This is a genomic window from Pseudomonas ekonensis (genome assembly GCF_019145435.1).
GTDB lineage: Bacteria > Pseudomonadota > Gammaproteobacteria > Pseudomonadales > Pseudomonadaceae > Aquipseudomonas > Aquipseudomonas ekonensis.
Genome location: NZ_JAHSTS010000002.1, coordinates 2,404,685 through 2,420,524, shown reverse-complemented (window position 1 = coordinate 2,420,524; position 15,840 = coordinate 2,404,685). Strand labels below are relative to the sequence as shown.

At 65.9% G+C, this 15,840-nt stretch carries 2 protein-coding genes; both read right to left on the bottom strand.

The features are described from left to right. Nucleotides 1-14 precede the first annotated feature (14 nt). Nucleotides 15-353, bottom strand: coding sequence for a tryptophan synthase subunit beta (locus KVG96_RS23900; RefSeq protein ID WP_085582197.1), 339 nt, complete (start codon nt 351-353; stop codon nt 15-17). Between the two features lie 146 nt (nt 354-499). Next, complete coding sequence (locus KVG96_RS23895; protein WP_217894215.1) at nt 500-15,532, bottom strand: retention module-containing protein; 15,033 nt, start codon at nt 15,530-15,532, stop codon at nt 500-502. Nucleotides 15,533-15,840: the final 308 nt, after the last annotated feature.

The following is a 15,840-nucleotide window of genomic DNA, read 5'->3' as shown; positions in this document are numbered from 1 at the left end:
GACGAACGGCCGGATCAGATCAGGCCGGGTTCGTCCTCATTGATCAGCTGGCTCAGGCCGCCCAGCGCCTCACGGGCCTGGGAACGGTCCATCAGTTTGGCCTGGGCCGCTTCCGGCAGGTCGGTGACACGGATCACGCCCTTCTGGGTCAGCACCTGAATCAGGTCGTCGAGCACCCGGATCATTTCCAGGTCGCTCTGCTTGAGCTGCTTGAGGCTCTTTTCCACCGCCGCGTTGGCGAACCATTCCTGGATTTCGACATGGTCGGCAGGCAGCGTTCCCGTGGCCTCGGCGTAGGCGGCCGCCTCCACGCGGATCAACTGGCCCTGCGCATCGCGTTGCACGTAAAACATTGAGCGTCCCTCGGAAATGAACCAGCGTCGTGCTGTCAGCAGCATAGCCAACTGCACGGGAGTATGCGGTCAGACGATGAAATCGTCACGGACAGGCTGGCGGCAAACGTGACGGCCGCCCCGAGTGGGGCGGCCGTTTCCGTTCATCAGCTGTTGTTGTGGTCGATCTTGATGGTCGGGTCGCTGCCGGCGATCAGGTTGTGGATGTTGGCGCTCGACCAGTTGTTGCCCTCCAGTTTGATCGTCACGTCCGGCGTGGCCGCCGCCGCGTCGCCGGAGTTGAACTTGCCGGCCGAGCTCACTTGCAGCGACGACACGCCGTCGACCGTGGTGATCTTCAGGAAGTTGTCGATGGTGCTGCCGCTCTCGCCCTGCAGCAGGTCGCGCAGGTCGATGCGGTCGCCTTCGCTGGCCTTGAAGTCCTTGATCACGTCGTTGCCGGTGTCGCCCGCCTTCCAGACGAAGGTGTCGCCGCCGGATCCGCCGATCAGGATGTCGTTGCCCTGGCCGCCGATCAGCGTGTCGTTGCCGGTGCCGCCCAGCAGGATGTCATTGCCCTTGCCGCCGTCGAGCAGGTCGTTGCCGCCCGAGCCGAACAGGATGTCATTGCCGGCGCCGCCCAGCAGGGTGTCGTTGCCGTCATGGGCGCCGGACACATCGAACGCCTGGTAGTGCTCGGTGATGTACTGGTGCACGTTGCTGGTGGTGACCTTGCTGACGTCCACCCCGGTCTGCTGGGCCACGAAGGCCTGCATGGCCTGGTAGCCCTCGCCGGCGATGCCGTTGAAGCTCACCAGGTCGCCGAACAGGATGTCGTTGCCGTCGCCGCCGCTGACGGTGTCGTTGCCCGGCATCGTCGCTTCGGTGTGGCCGATGATCGAGTTGGCCAGGTCCTTCGGATCGATGTTGGTCTGCGGCGTCTTGTCCGAGTCGTACGGCTTCAGGTCGTTGAGGCTGACCCCGCTGTTGATGCCGATGGCCTCCACGTTCGACAGCCCGCCCAGCAGCGCGAAGGCGCTGTTGGCGTTGTCGGTGGTGGCCGACGAGGTGCTGCTGCCGCTGCCCGCCAGGTTCGACAGCTCGTAGGTGCCGTCGCCCTGGGCGTGGATGGTGCCCAGGCTGCTCCAGTTCCAGTTGCCGTTCTTCAGCGTCTGCAGGACCACGCTGCCGGCGCTGTTGATGCTCAGGTAGTGGGTGCTGTCGATGTAGGTGGCGAAGGTGTCGCCCAGCTTGTAGTTGCTGGTCTTGACCACGTCATCGAGCTTCACGTTGCCGTACAGCGTCGGGTTGGTCTGCTCGCCGCTCTGGTAGTAGGTCGGCTGGCCGTCGGTGATGAAGTAGGTGAGGTTCTTCGCCCCGGTGTTGGCCACCGCGTCGGCGCTCTGGAAGAAGTTGGCCGTGGCCTTGAACACGTCTTCGTAGTTGGTGCCGCCGCCGGACGCCATGGAGTCCAGTACCGCCTTGAGCTGGGTCAGGGCGTTCGGGTCGTTGAGGTTCACCGACACCGACTTGTTGACCTGGGTGTCGAAGTCCACCAGGAAAATGTTCACTGTTCCCGAGTTGCTGCCCAGGCTGTTCTTGAGGGTGTTGAACACCGACGTCAGCGAGTCCTTGGCCGCGTTGATCGAGGAAGTGCTCATGCTGCCCGAGGTGTCGACCATGAACGCGATGTTGTAGTTGGTGCCCGGCACCACGGTCAGGCCGCCGATGTCGGCGACCATGATGTCGTTGCCGTCGGTGCCGGTGACGGTGTCGTCGGCGGACGTGGCGACCACTGCGTTGTAGACCGCCGGCACCACGGTCACCGGAATGGTCGCGGTGGTGCTGGCCGAGCCGCCCACGGCCTCGGTGGAGGTCGAGGTCACGGTCAGGTTGAACTGGCCGTTGTAGTAGGTCGGCGGGGTCACGGTCAGGGTGCCCAGGTTCCAGCCGGTGACGTTGGCCTCGCCGTTGGCGGCGGTCACGGTGAAGGTGTGGCCTGCGCCGTCGCTGAGCACCGAACCGACCGGCGCGCCGCTGATCTTCACGCTCAGGGTCTCGGAGCCGTCGGTGTCGGTCAGCGCGGTGGTGATCGCCGACAGTTTCACCGTGGTGCCTTCGGCGCCGGTGTTGAGCTTGTAGCCGTCGTAGTAGCCTTCGCCGTTGCTGCCGTGCAGGTCGGAGACGGTCACGCCGGCGTTCACCAGGTCCTGCACGCCGGTGTAGATCGGCACGCCGGCGCTGCTCAGGTCGATCGGCGCGCTGCCGTTGACCGACAGGTTGACGTCGTAGCTGCCCGGGCCGCTCTGGTTGTGGTGGTAGATGTCCAGGGTGTAGTAGCCGCTGGTGGTCGGGGTGAACGAACCGTTGAGGTTGCCGCCCGCGCCCCACGTGGTGGAGGCCACGCTCTTGCCGCCGATGGTCACCAGCAGGCTGTCGTCGCCGGTGCCGGTGAAGGTGTAGGTCTTGCCGGCTTCGAGGTAGATCAGGCCGGAAGTCTTCGACGCGGTGCCGGCGGTGACGCTGCCGTTGGACTGCACATTGTCCACGGTGCCGCTGGAATTCGGCGTGCCGGCACCGTCGATCACGTTCTTCAGCGTGGTCGGGTCTGCGCCGTTGCCGCTGGTGCCCAGGCCCGACAGGCCGGTCCAGACTTCCTTGACCAGGCCGGTGGATTTCACGCTGTTGTCGGCCACGCCCAGGGTCGGCGCATCCGCCACCGGCGTGATGTCGATCTTGACGGTGCCGGTGTTGCCCAGCAGTTGGCCGTCGGTGGGCTGGAACTTGATCTGCGCGTAGTCGGCCTGGTTGTTGCCCACGCCTGTGCCGCCGTAGCCGTTGACGCCCGATTCGTTGGCGTCCGGCATGAAGCGCAGCTTGCCGGCGTCGATGTCGGCCTTGCTGAAGGTCTGGTTGGTGGCGACGTCTTTCCAGGTCGAACCGTCCAGGTACTGCAGTTTGCCTTCGCCCGGCAGCTGGGTGATCTTCACGCCCAGGCTGCTGGCCGGGCTGTCCACGTCGCTGACGCCGAAGGTCGACCAGCCGAGGATCAGCGGGGTGTCTTCGGTGCCGGTGACATTGACCGGCGCCGCCACCGGCGCATCGTTGACCGCCACCACGTTGACCGTGGTGGTCGCGGTGTTGGAGTAGTTGCCGCCGTCGGTCACCGTCACGGTGATGATGCGCGGCACGGTGCTCGGGTCTTCGCTGCCGTTGGTGAAGGTGATGTTCTTGATCTGCTGCATGTAGTCGGCCAGCGTCGCGTTGCCCGACAGGGTCAGTGTGATCGAACCGTCCTTGCTGTTGGCGTTGATGGTGATGCCGCTGACGCTGTTGCCCAGGTTCAGCGCATCGCCCGGCTGACGGTTGGTCAGCACGATGGTCGCGCCGGTGAGCATGGTGCTGTCCGGGTCGGTGATGCTGATGTCGGTGTCGGCGATCGACACGCCCGCGCCCGGGGTGTTCTCGGTGAAGGTCACCTTGTAGTCGGCCCCGGTGGCGCCGCTGGAGTTGTTGGCGTCGAGGTCGATGACCGGCGGCGCGTCGTTGTCGATGATCGACGTGCTGACGCTGCCGTTGGTGGTGCTGACCGCCAGGTTCTCGAAGTTGCCGCCGGTGGCCGAGTCGATCTTGACCACGAAGTTTTCGGTGCCTTCGGTGATCTTGTCGTCGATGGTCGCGACGTTGAAGGTCGCCGTGCTGGCGCCGGCCGGGATCTTCACGGTGTACACGCCGGTGAAGTCCGAACCGTCGGCGGCGGTGCCGCTGTAGACGATCTTCAGGGTGACTTCGGTCTGCGCCGGGTGGGTCAGGCTGACGGTGTAGCTGGCGGTCTGGCCTTCGGTCACCGAGGTGCTGCCGCTGATGCTGACTTCGGTCTTGTCGATGGTGTCGGTGACGTTGGTCACCGCTGGCGTGGTGCTGGTCACCAGGTTCTCGAAGTTGCCGCCGGTGGCGTTGGTGATCGTGGCCTGGACGGTGCCGGCATCTTTGTAGACGTCATCGGCTGGCGCAGGAACGGTCACGGTGCCGGAAGTCTTGCCGGCTTCGATGGTGATGGTCGCGCCGTTGCTCAACGTTACGGTCACCGGGGTGCCGGCGGCGTTGGTCAGGGTCGCGGTGTAGACGATCGAACCGCCCTCGGCGACCGAGTTGGTGGCGCTCAGGGACAGGTTGGTGGTGTCCACGGTGTCGGTGACGGTGGTGCTGACCGGGGTCTTGTCGGCGACCAGGTTCTCGTAGTTGCCGCCGCTGACGTTGGTGATCGAGTTGGTCAGCGGCGTGTGGCCGTTCAACACGTCGTTCGGCGCGGTGGTGGTCACGGTGCCGGTGGTCTTGCCCACCTCGATGGTGATCGACTGGCCGTTCGCGAGGGTCACGGTAACCGGCGAACCGGTCACAGGCGCACCCACGGTGGCGGTGTAGGTGACGGTTCCGCCTTCCGCTGCTGTACCGGTCGCGGTCAGCTTCACCGTCGTGGTGTCGATGGTGTCGGTGACGCTGGTCACCGCTGGCGTGTTGCTGGTCACCAGGTTCTCGAAGTTGCCGCCGGTGGCGTTGGTGATCGTCGCCTGGACGGTGCCGGCGTCTTTGTAGACGTCATCGGCTGGCGCAGGAACGGTCACGGTGCCGGTGGTTTTGCCCGCTTCGATGGTGATGGTGGCGCCGTTGCTCAGGGTCACGGTCACCGGGGTGCCGGCGGCGTTGGTCAGGGTCGCGGTGTAGACGATCGAACCGCCCTCGGCGACCGAGTTGGTGGCGCTCAGGGACAGATTCGTGGTGTCCACGGTGTCGGTGACGGTGGTGCTGACCGGAGTCTTGTCGGCCACGAGGTTCTCGTAGTTGCCGCCGGATACGCCGGTGATCGAGTTGGTCAGCGGCGTGTGGCCGTTCAGCGCGTCGTTCGGCGCGGTGGTGGTGACGGTGCCGGTGGTCTTGCCGACTTCGATGGTGATCGACTGGCCGTTCGCCAGGGTCACGGTAACCGGCGAACCGGTCACAGGCGCACCCACGGTGGCGGTGTAGGTGACGGTTCCGCCTTCCGCTGCTGTACCGGTCGCGGTCAGCTTCACCGTCGTGGTGTCGATGGTGTCGGTGACGCTGGTCACCGCTGGCGTGTTGCTGGTCACCAGGTTCTCGAAGTTGCCGCCGGTGGCGTTGGTGATCGTCGCCTGGACGGTGCCGGCGTCTTTGTAGACGTCATCGGCTGGCGCAGGAACGGTCACGGTGCCGGACGTCTTGCCCGCTTCGATGGTGATGGTCGCGCCGTTGCTCAGGGTCACGGTCACCGGGGTGCCGGCGGCGTTGGTCAAGGTCGCGGTGTAGACGATCGAACCGCCCTCGGCGACCGAGTTGGTGGCGCTCAGGGACAGGTTGGTGGTGTCCACGGTGTCGGTGACGGTGGTCGAAACCGGCGTCTTGTCTGCAACCAGGTTCTCGTAGTTGCCGCCGCTCACGCCTGTGATCGAGTTGGTCAGCGGCGTGTGGCCGTTGAGCGCGTCGTTCGGCGCAGTGGTGGTCACGGTGCCGGTGGTCTTGCCGACTTCGATGGTGATCGATTGGCCGTTCGCCAGGGTCACGGTGACAGGCGAGCCGGTCACAGGCGCACCCACGGTGGCGGTGTAGGTGACGGTTCCGCCTTCAGCCGCGGTGCCAGTCGCGGTCAGTTTGACCGTGGTGGTGTCGATGGTGTCGGTGACGTTGGTCACCGCTGGCGTGGTGCTGGTCACCAGGTTCTCGAAGTTGCCGCCGGTGGCGTTGGTGATCGTGGCCTGGACGGTGCCGGCATCTTTGTAGACGTCATCGGCTGGCGCAGGAACGGTCACGGTGCCGGACGTCTTGCCCGCTTCGATGGTGATGGTCGCGCCGTTGCTCAGGGTCACGGTCACCGGGGTGCCGGCGGCGTTGGTCAGGGTCGCGGTGTAGACGATAGATCCACCCTCGGCCACGGTGCCCGTCGCGCTGAGCGTCAGGTTGGTGGTGTCGACGGTGTCGGTCACGGTGGTGCTGACCGGGGTCTTGTCGGCGACGAGGTTCTCGTAGTTGCCGCCGCTGACGTTGGTGATCGCGTTGGTGAGTGGCGCGTGGCCGTTCAGCGCGTCGTTAGGCGCGGTGGTGGTCACGGTACCGGTGGTTTTGCCGACCTCGATGGTGATCGACTGGCCGTTGGCCAACGTGACCGTCACAGGGGAGCCGGTGACCGGCGCGCCCACGGTCGCGGTGTAGGTGACGGTGCTGCCTTCAGTCGCCGACTCGGTGGCGGTCAGCTTCACGGTGGTGGTGTCGATGGTGTCGGTGACGCTGGTCACGGCTGGCGTGTTGCTGGTCACCAGGTTTTCGAAGTTGCCGCCGGTGGCGTTGGTGATCGTCGCCTGGACGGTGCCGGCGTCCTTGTAGACATCGTCGGCCGGGGCTGGGACGGTCACGGTGCCGGAAGTCTTGCCGGCTTCGATGGTGATGGTCGCGCCGTTGCTCAACGTTACGGTCACCGGGGTGCCGGCGGCATTGGTGAGGGTCGCGGTGTAGACGATAGAACCGCCCTCGGCCACGGTGCCCGTCGCGCTCAGCGTCAGGTTCGTGGTGTCGACAGTGTCGGTCACGGTGGTGCTGACCGGGGTCTTGTCGGCGACGAGGTTCTCGTAGTTGCCGCCGCTGACGTTGGTGATCGAGTTGGTGAGCGGCGCGTGGCCGTTGAGCGCATCGTTCGGCGCGGTGGTGGTGACGGTGCCGGTGGTCTTGCCGACTTCGATGGTGATCGATTGGCCGTTCGCCAGGGTCACGGTGACCGGCGAACCGGTCACTGGCGCACCCACGGTGGCGGTGTAGGTGACCGTGCCGCCCTCGGCCGCCGATTCGGTCGCCGTGAGTTTCACCGTCGTGGTGTCAATGGTGTCGGTGACTTCGGTCACGGCCGGCGTAGTGCTCGGCACCAGGTTTTCGAAGTTGCCGCCGGACGCATCCTTGATGGTCACCTCGACCTTGCCGGCGTCCTTGTAGACGTCATCGGCTGGCGCAGGAACGGTCACGGTGCCGGAAGTCTTGCCGGCCTCGATGGTGATGGTGGCGCCGTTGCTCAGGGTCACGGTCACCGGGGTGCCCGCGGGGTTGGTCAGGGTGGCGGTGTAGACGATCGAGCCGCCCTCGGCCACGGTTCCGGTGGCGCTCAGGGACAGGTTCGTGGTGTCGACGGTGTCGGTGACGGTGGTCGAAACCGGCGTCTTGTCGGCCACGAGGTTCTCGTAGTTGCCGCCGGATACGTCGGTGATCGCGTTGGTCAGCGGAGCGTGGCCGTTCAGCGCGTCGTTAGGCGCGGTGGTGGTGACGGTGCCGGTGGTCTTGCCGACTTCGATGGTGATCGACTGGCCGTTGGACAGGGTCACGGTGACAGGCGAGCCGGTCACAGGTGCGCCTACTGTTGCGGTGTAGGTAACGGTGCCGCCTTCCGCTGCTGTGCCGGTCGCGGTCAGTTTGACTGTCGTGGTGTCGATGGTGTCGGTGACGCTGGTCACGGCTGGCGTGTTGCTGGTCACCAGGTTTTCGAAGTTGCCGCCGGTGGCGTTGGTGATCGAGGCCTGGACGGTGCCGGCGTCCTTGTAGACGTCGTCGGCTGGCGCCGGAACGGTCACGGTGCCGGTGGTTTTGCCCGCTTCGATGGTGATGGTGGCGCCGTTGCTCAACGTCACGGTCACCGGGGTGCCGGCGGCGTTGGTCAGGGTCGCGGTGTAGACGATCGAACCGCCCTCGGCGACCGAGTTGGTGGCGCTCAGGGACAGATTCGTGGTGTCCACGGTGTCGGTGACGGTGGTCGAAACCGGCGTCTTGTCGGCCACGAGGTTCTCGTAGTTGCCGCCGGATACGTCGGTGATCGCGTTGGTCAGCGGAGCGTGGCCGTTCAGCGCGTCGTTAGGCGCGGTGGTGGTCACGGTGCCGGTGGTCTTGCCGACTTCGATGGTGATCGACTGGCCGTTGGCCAACGTGACCGTCACAGGGGAGCCGGTGACCGGCGCGCCCACGGTCGCGGTGTAGGTGACGGTGCCGCCTTCAGTCGCCGACTCGGTGGCGGTCAGCTTCACGGTGGTGGTGTCGATGGTGTCGGTGACGTTGGTCACTGCCGCAACGGTGCTCGGCACCAGGCTCTCGAAGTTGCCGCCGGACGCATCCTTGATGGTCACCTCGACCTTGCCGGCGTCCTTGTAGACGTCGTCGGCAGGCGCCGGAACGGTCACGGTGCCGGACGTCTTGCCGGCCTCGATGGTGATGGTGGCGCCGTTGCTCAGGGTCACGGTCACCGGGGTGCCGGCCGCGTTGGTCAGGGTTGCGGTGTAGGTGATCGAGCCGCCTTCGGCCACCGAGTCGGTGGCGCTCAGGTTCAGGTGGGTGGTGTCGGTGGTGTCCGACACCGCCGTGTCGGCGGACTTGCCGTCCACGTCCAGTTTTTCGTAGTTGCCGCCGCTCGCGCCGTTGATGGTCACGCTCAGGGAGCTGCCGCCGGCCAACGGGCTGTTCGGCGCCACGAAGTTCACGGTGCCGGTGGTCTCGCCGACGGCGATGGTGATGGTCTGCCCGTTGGACAGCGTCACGACCACAGGCGAGCCGGTGACCGGAGCGGTCACGGTTGCGGTGTAGACCACGGTTTCGCCTTCGGCGACGTTCGCCGTGGCGGTCAGCGACACGGTGGAGGTGTCGATGGTGTCGTTGACGGTGGTCACCGCCGGCGTGCCGCTGGTGACCAGGTTCTCGAAGTTGCCGCCGGTCGTGCCCTTGATGGTCGCCTCAACGGTGCCCGCGTCTTTGTAGACGTCGTCGGCCGGTGCCGGAACGGTCACGGTGCCGGACGTCTTGCCGGCCTCGATGGTGATGGTGGCGCCGTTGCTCAGCGTCACGGTCATCGGCGTGCCGGCGGCGTTGGTCAGGGTGGCGGTGTAGGTGATCTGGCCGCCTTCGTTCACCGTGCCGGTCGCGCTGAGCGTCAGGTTCGTGGTGTCGACGGTGTCGGTCACGGTGGTGCTGACCGGCGTCTTGTCGCCCACCAGGTTTTCGTAGTTGCCGCCGGATACGTCGGTGATCGCGTTGGTCAGCGGAGCGTGGCCGTTGAGCGCATCGTTCGGCGCAGTGGTGGTGACGGTGCCGGTGGTCTTGCCGACTTCAATGGTGATGGTCTGGCCGTTGGCCAGGGTCACGGTCACCGGCGAGCCGGTGACCGGCGCGCCGACGGTGGCGGTGTAGGTGACGGTGCCGCCTTCCGCTGCCGACTCGGTGGCGGTCAGCTTCACGGTGGTGGTGTCGATGGTGTCGGTGACTTCGGTCACGGCCGGTGTGGTGCTCGGCACCAGGTTCTCGAAATTGCCGCCGGTGGCGTCCTTGATGGTCACTTCGACCTTGCCGGCGTCTTTGTAGACGTCGTCGGCAGGGGCTGGAACGGTCACGGTGCCAGAGGTCTTGCCGGCCTCGATGGTGATGGTCGCACCATTGGACAGGGTTACGGTCACTGGCGTGCCGGCCGGGTTGGTCAGGGTCGCGGTGTAGGTGATCTGACCACCCTCGGCCACGGAACCGGTGGCACTCAACGACAGGTCGGTGGTGTCGGCAACGTCGGTCACGGTGGTGCTGACCGGGGTCTTGTCGGCCACGAGGTTTTCGTAGTTGCCGCCGGACACGCCGGTGATCGCGTTGGTCAGCGACGCATTGCCGGCCAGGGCGTCGTTCGGCGCGGTGGTGGTCACGGTGCCGGTGGTCTTGCCCACCTCAATGGTGATCGATTGGCCGTTGGACAGGGTCACGGTCACCGGGGAGCCGGTCACCGGAGCGCCGACGGTGGCGGTGTAGGTGACGGTGCCACCCTCAGCCGCCGAGGTGTCAGCCGTCAGTTTCACCGTGGTGGTGTCGACGGTGTCGGTGACTTCGGTGACAGCCGGAACGGTGCTCGGCACCAGGTTCTCGAAGTTGCCGCCGGACGCGTCCTTGATGGTCACCTCAATCTTGCCGGCGTCCTTGTAGACGTCGTCGGCCGGTGCCGGAACAGTCACGGTGCCAGAGGTCTTGCCGGCCTCGATGGTGATGGTCGCGCCGTTGCTCAATGTCACGGTGACCGGAGTGCCTGCTGGGTTGGTCAGGGTGGCGGTGTAGACGATCGAGCCGCCCTCGGCGACCGAGTTGGTGGCGCTCAGGGACAGATTCGTGGTGTCGACGGTGTCGGTCACGGTGGTGCTGACCGGGGTCTTGTCGGCGACCAGGTTCTCGTAGTTGCCGCCGCTGACATCGGTGATCGCGTTGGTCAGCGGTGCGTGGCCGTTCAGCGCATCGTTCGGCGCGGCGGTGGTCACGGTGCCGGTGGTCTTGCCGACTTCGATGGTGATCGACTGGCCGTTGGCCAAAGTGACCGTCACTGGCGAACCGGTGACCGGAGCGCCCACGGTGGCGGTGTAGGTGACGGTCCCACCTTCGGCTGCCGACTCGGTGGCGGTCAGCTTCACAGTAGTGGTATCGACAGTGTCGGTGACTTCGGTCACGGCTGGCGTGGTGCTCGGCACCAGGTTTTCGAAGTTGCCGCCGGTGGCGTCCTTGATGGTCACCTCGACCTTGTCGGCGTCCTTGTAGACGTCATCGGCAGGAGCCGGAACGGTCACCGTGCCGGACGTCTTGCCGGCTTCGATGGTGATGGTCGCGCCGTTGCTCAGGGTCACGGTCACCGGGGTGCCGGCCGGGTTGGTCAGGGTGGCGGTGTAAACGATAGAACCGCCTTCGGCCACGGTGCCCGTCGCGCTGAGCGTCAGGTCGGTGGTGTCGGCGACGTCGGTGACGGTGGTGCTGACCGGGGTCTTGTCGGCGACGAGGTTCTCGTAGTTGCCACCGGAAACACCGGTGATCGAGTTGGTCAGCGGCGCATTGCCGGCCAACGCATCGTTCGGCGCGGTGGTGGTGACGGTGCCGGTGGTCTTGCCGACTTCGATGGTGATGGTCTGGCCGTTGGCCAGGGTCACGGTCACCGGAGAGCCGGTCACTGGCGCACCGACGGTAGCGGTATAAGTGACAGTACCGCCCTCGGCCACCGAAGTGTCCGCCGTCAGTTTCACGGTAGACGTGTCGATGGTGTCGGTGACTTCGGTCACGGCCGGTGTGGTGCTCGGCACCAGGTTCTCGAAATTGCCGCCGGTGGCGTCCTTGATGGTCACTTCGACCTTGCCGGCGTCTTTGTAGACGTCGTCGGCAGGGGCTGGAACGGTCACGGTGCCAGAGGTCTTGCCGGCCTCGATGGTGATGGTCGCACCATTGGACAGGGTTACGGTCACTGGCGTGCCGGCCGGGTTGGTCAGGGTCGCGGTGTAGGTGATCGAACCGCCTTCGGCCACGGAACCGGTGGCGCTCAGGGACAGATTCGTGGTGTCGACGGTGTCGGTCACGGTGGTGCTGACCGGCGTCTTGTCGGCGACCAGGTTCTCGTAGTTGCCGCCGCTCACACCGGTGATCGAGTTGGTCAGCGGCGCATTGCCGGCCAACGCATCGTTCGGCGCGGTGGTGGTGACGGTGCCGGTGGTCTTGCCGACTTCGATGGTGATGGTCTGGCCGTTGGCCAGGGTCACGGTCACCGGGGAACCGGTCACTGGCGCGCCTACGGTAGCGGTATAAGTGACAGTACCGCCCTCGGCCACCGAAGTGTCCGCCGTCAGTTTCACGGTGGACGTGTCGATGGTGTCGGTGACTTCGGTCACGGCCGGCGTGGTGCTCGGCACCAGGTTTTCGAAGTTGCCGCCGGTGGCGTCCTTGATGGTGACTTCGACTTTGCCGGCGTCCTTGTAGACGTCGTCGGCCGGAGCAGGGACGGTCACGGTGCCGGTGGTTTTGCCGGCCTCGATGGTGATGGTGGCGCCGTTGCTCAGCGTCACGGTCACAGGCGTGCCGGCCGGGTTGGTCAGCGTGGCGGTGTAGACGATAGAACCGCCCTCGGCCACGGTGCCTGTGGCGCTCAGCGTCAGGTCGGTGGTGTCGGCGACGTCGGTGACGGTGGTGCTGACCGGCGTCTTGTCGGCGACCAGGTTCTCGTAGTTGCCGCCGCTCACACCGGTGATCGAGTTGGTCAGCGGCGCATGGCCGGCCAGCGCATCGTTCGGCGCGGTGGTGGTCACGGTGCCGGTGGTCTTGCCGACTTCGATGGTGATCGACTGGCCGTTGGCCAAAGTGACCGTCACTGGCGAACCGGTGACCGGAGCGCCCACGGTGGCGGTGTAGGTGACGGTCCCACCTTCGGCTGCCGACTCGGTGGCGGTCAGCTTCACAGTGGTGGTATCGACAGTGTCGGTGACTTCGGTCACGGCTGGCGTGGTGCTCGGCACCAGGTTTTCGAAGTTGCCGCCGGTGGCGTCCTTGATGGTCACCTCGACCTTGCCGGCGTCCTTGTAGACGTCGTCGGCCGGGGCCGGAACGGTCACCGTGCCTGACGTCTTGCCGGCCTCGATGGTGATGGTGGCGCCGTTGCTCAACGTCACGGTCACCGGCGTGCCGGCCGGGTTGGTCAGGGTCGCGGTATAGGTGATCGAACCGCCTTCGGCCACGGAACCGGTGGCGCTGAGGGTCAGGTTGGTGGTGTCGACGGTATCGGTGACGGTGGTGTTGACCGGCGTCTTGTCGGCGACCAGGTTCTCGTAGTTACCGCCGCTGACGTCGGTGATCGAGTTGGTCAGCGGAGCGTGGCCGTTGAGCGCATCGTTCGGCGCAGTGGTGGTGACGGTGCCGGTGGTCTTGCCCACTTCGATGGTGATGGTCTGGCCGTTGGCCAGGGTCACGGTCACCGGAGAGCCGGTCACTGGCGCACCGACGGTAGCGGTATAAGTGACAGTGCCGCCCTCTGCCACCGAAGTGTCAGCCGTCAGTTTCACGGTGGAGGTGTCGATGGTGTCGGTGACTTCGGTGACGGCCGCAACGGTGCTCGGCACCAGGTTTTCGAAGTTGCCGCCGGTGGCGTCCTTGATGGTGACTTCGACTTTGCCGGCGTCCTTGTAGACGTCGTCGGCCGGAGCAGGGACGGTCACGGTGCCGGTGGTCTTGCCGGCTTCAATCGTGATGGTGGCGCCGTTCGAAAGGGTTACGGTCACCGGGGTGCCGGCCGGATTGGTCAGGGTCGCGGTGTAGACGATCGAACCGCCTTCGGCCACGGAACCGGTGGCGCTGAGGGTCAGGTTGGTGGTGTCGACAGTGTCGGTCACGGTGGTGCTGACCGGCGTCTTGTCGGCGACCAGGTTCTCGTAGTTGCCGCCGCTCACACCGGTGATCGAGTTGGTCAGCGGCGCATTGCCGGCCAACGCGTCGTTGGGCGCGGTGGTGGTGACGGTGCCGGTGGTCTTGCCGACTTCAATAGTGATGGTCTGGCCGTTCGCCAGGGTCACGGTCACCGGCGAGCCGGTCACTGGCGCGCCCACGGTCGCGGTGTAGGTGACGGTGCCGCCTTCTGCCGCCGTGTCGGAAGCCGTCAGCTTAACAGTGGTGGTATCGACAGTGTCGGTGACCTCGGTGACGGCCGCAACGGTGCTCGGCACCAGGTTCTCGAAATTGCCGCCGGTGGCGTCCTTGATGGTCACCTCGACCTTGCCGGCGTCCTTGTAGACGTCATCGGCAGGTGCCGGAACGGTCACGGTGCCGGTGGTCTTGCCGGCCTCGATCGTGATGGTGGCGCCGTTCGAAAGGGTCACGGTCACCGGCGTCTGGGCCGCGTTGGTCAGGGTCGCGGTATAGATGATCTGGCCGCCCTCGGCGACTGTGCCGGTGGCCGACAGGCTCAGGCCGGTGTTGTCGATCGAGTCGGTGACGGTGGTGGTCGCCGGCGTGGTGCTCGGCACCAGGTTCTCGAAGTTGCCGCCGGTGGCGCCGGTGATGGTGGTGCTGACGGTGCCGCCGTTGTTGTAGACGTCGTTCGGCGCGGTCGGCACGTTGACGGTGCCGCTGGTCATGCCGGCCTCGATGGTGATGGTCGCGCCGTTGGACAGGGTGACGGTCACCGGCGTCTGCGCCGGGTTGGTCAGGGTGGCGGTGTAAGTGATCTGGCCGCCCTCGGTGACGCTGCCGGTGGCGGTCAGGGTCAGGCCGGTGGTGTCTTTGGAGTCGACGATGGTGGTCACGGCCGGCGCCGGGTTCGGCACCAGGTTCTCGAAGTTGCCGCCGGTGGCGCCGGTGATGGTGGTGGTGACGGTGCTGCCGTTGTTGTAGACGTCGTTCGGCGCGGTCGGCACGTTGACGCTGCCGGTGGTCTGGCCGGCGCCGATGGTGATGGTCGAACCGTTGGACAGGGTGACGGTCACCGGCGTCTGCGCCGGGTTGGTCAGGGTGGCGGTGTAGGTGATCTGGCCGCCTTCGGTGACGCTCGGCCCGGCCGTCAGGGTGACGGTGGTGGTGTCGATGGTGTCGGTGACCTGGGTCGTGGCCGGGGTGGTCGGCGTGGTCACGGTGATGCCGTTGCCGCCGGTGGTGCCGGTGACGGTCACGTCGATCTGTTTGGGGTCGTTGTAGACGGTGTCGTTCGGGGCCAGCGGCACGTTGACGGAGCCGGTGGTGGAACCGGCCGGGATCACGATCACCGAGCCGTTGGACAGGGTGACGGTCAGGTCGGTCAACGGCGCCTGGGTCAGGGTCGCGGTGTACACCAGCACGCCGCCGGCTTCGGTGATGGTCGGCGTGGCGCTGAGGGTCAGGGTCGAGTCGCGCAGCGCGTTGGTGGTGGTGTCGGTGGTTTGCCCGCCGGCGGTGTTCTGGGCGGCCTGGCCGGCGCCGCCGATGCCGGCGGTCGGGAAGCCGATGGTCGGATCGACGCGGCCTGCGGTCGCATCGAGCATCACGAAACTGTGGCCGCCGCCGGCCGCACCACCCGAGCCTGCGGCACTCGGGCCTGCGGCGGTGGCTTCGAGGGCGGTGGTCGGGTCGGCGCCGGCGGCGATGGCCTGCTGCAGTTCTTCTACGGACGGGGCCGCTTGCGCGGTGGCTTCGGCCAGGTCGGTGCTGGAGTCCGGAGCGTTGGCGCTCCACTGCGTGTCGCGGCCCAGGTCGAGGGTGCGGCCGTCGGCCAGCTCCAGGGACACCGCGCCGGCGACGCCGGTGTCGACCTGATCGCCGGCGAACAGCCGGTCGCCTTCAACGAGCACGCGGCGCACGCCTTCCGGCGACACCACGAATACCTGACCGACAATGCTTTTGACGATGGCAACAACACTGCTCATTGAAGACTCTCCGGGTGTCACGTTCAGTTGACTTCCATAGACCTGATGGTTCTTAGCCGATTCAGTCTGGACGTACTTTCAAATAAATGTGGTGAAACATGTTTGACGCTGATCTATGTCAATTATTTGGCTAGATTCTTTCGCTATTAACTTTATGCCAAACTATTGACCTTCTGGGAGCCATCCTAAACAATCGTCCCGGTAATGTCACATTGATATTTATGCGGCGACCCGTCCGTCAGCGTGTGACCCAGTTCCGGTTTTCAACTTTCCGACATACGGTCATCACGGTTGCCATCTTCCGACGC

What these genes read in the sequence shown, in the direction of transcription:
- KVG96_RS23900 (WP_085582197.1), bottom strand. Translation starts at nt 353, where the DNA reads ATGTTTTACGTGCAACGCGATGCGCAGGGCCAGTTGATCCGCGTGGAG.
- KVG96_RS23895 (WP_217894215.1), bottom strand. Translation starts at nt 15,532, where the DNA reads ATGAGCAGTGTTGTTGCCATCGTCAAAAGCATTGTCGGTCAGGTATTC.